This window comes from Curvibacter sp. EU05-FHT14A10, from assembly GCF_058791075.1.
This window is the reverse complement of the sequence record NZ_JBYTDE010000048.1, coordinates 1-780: the sequence shown is the minus strand read 5'-3', so window position 1 is coordinate 780 and position 780 is coordinate 1. Positions and strand designations below refer to the sequence as shown.

General features: G+C 66.2%; 2 protein-coding genes. Both read right to left on the bottom strand.

Features of this window, described 5'->3' with window-relative positions; translation table 11 throughout:
• The coding region (locus tag AC3WUT_RS30160) for a WD40/YVTN/BNR-like repeat-containing protein (protein WP_492350756.1) at positions 1-296 on the bottom strand (296 nt) is incomplete at its 3' end.
• A 23-nt stretch (positions 297-319) separates the two neighbouring features.
• The coding region (locus tag AC3WUT_RS30155; RefSeq protein WP_492350755.1) for an efflux RND transporter permease subunit at positions 320-780 on the bottom strand (461 nt) is incomplete at its 5' end.

Below are 780 nucleotides of genomic sequence, written 5' to 3'. Positions count from 1 at the left end.
ACGCTGGTCAGGGTGCTGTCCACCGGCACGCTCTTGGCCTGGCGCCATTGGCGGCCCCCGTCGTCGGACAGCATCACCACGCCGTGGTCGCCCACCGCCACCAGGCGATCGCCCGCTCGCGTGGCCCCCAGCAAAGAGGCTGTGCCGGCATGGGCCACGCGCGCCGCTGGCACCAGCCGAGGGGCGTTGGGGTTGGGTTCCTGGGCCTGCGCCGCAGGCATCGCCAGGCATGCGGCCATGGCAGCGATCTGCACCAGTGGCAGCAAGCTCAGGGGCTGCTTCATCAGTTTCTTCATCATCGTCTTCATGTTCACCCCGCTCAGTGCGCCAGGCCTGGGGCCTTGACGGGCTTCTTGCGCGGGAACAGCCGCTCCAGCCACACCGCAAACGCCGGCAGCGCCGTCATCGCCATCACCATGTTCACCATGAACATGAACGCCAGCAGCTTGCCCATGTCGGCCTGGAACTTCAGCTCCGAGAACGACCACGTCGCCACCCCCACCGCCAGCGTGATGGCCGTGAAGATCGTGGCCGTGCCCACCTCCAGGATCGAGTGCTCCAGCGCCTTCACGATCGGCTGCCCCTGCGACAGGTGCAGCTGCAGTCGGTTGTAGATGTAGAACGCATAGTCCACCCCAATGCCCACCGCCAGCACCATCACCGGCAAGGTGGCCACCGTCAGGCCAATGTCCAACTCCTTCATGAACCAGTAGCCGATGAAGGTGCCCACCGTCAGCGGCAGGCAGCACGCCAGCACCGCCCTGAAGTCTCGGTACACCA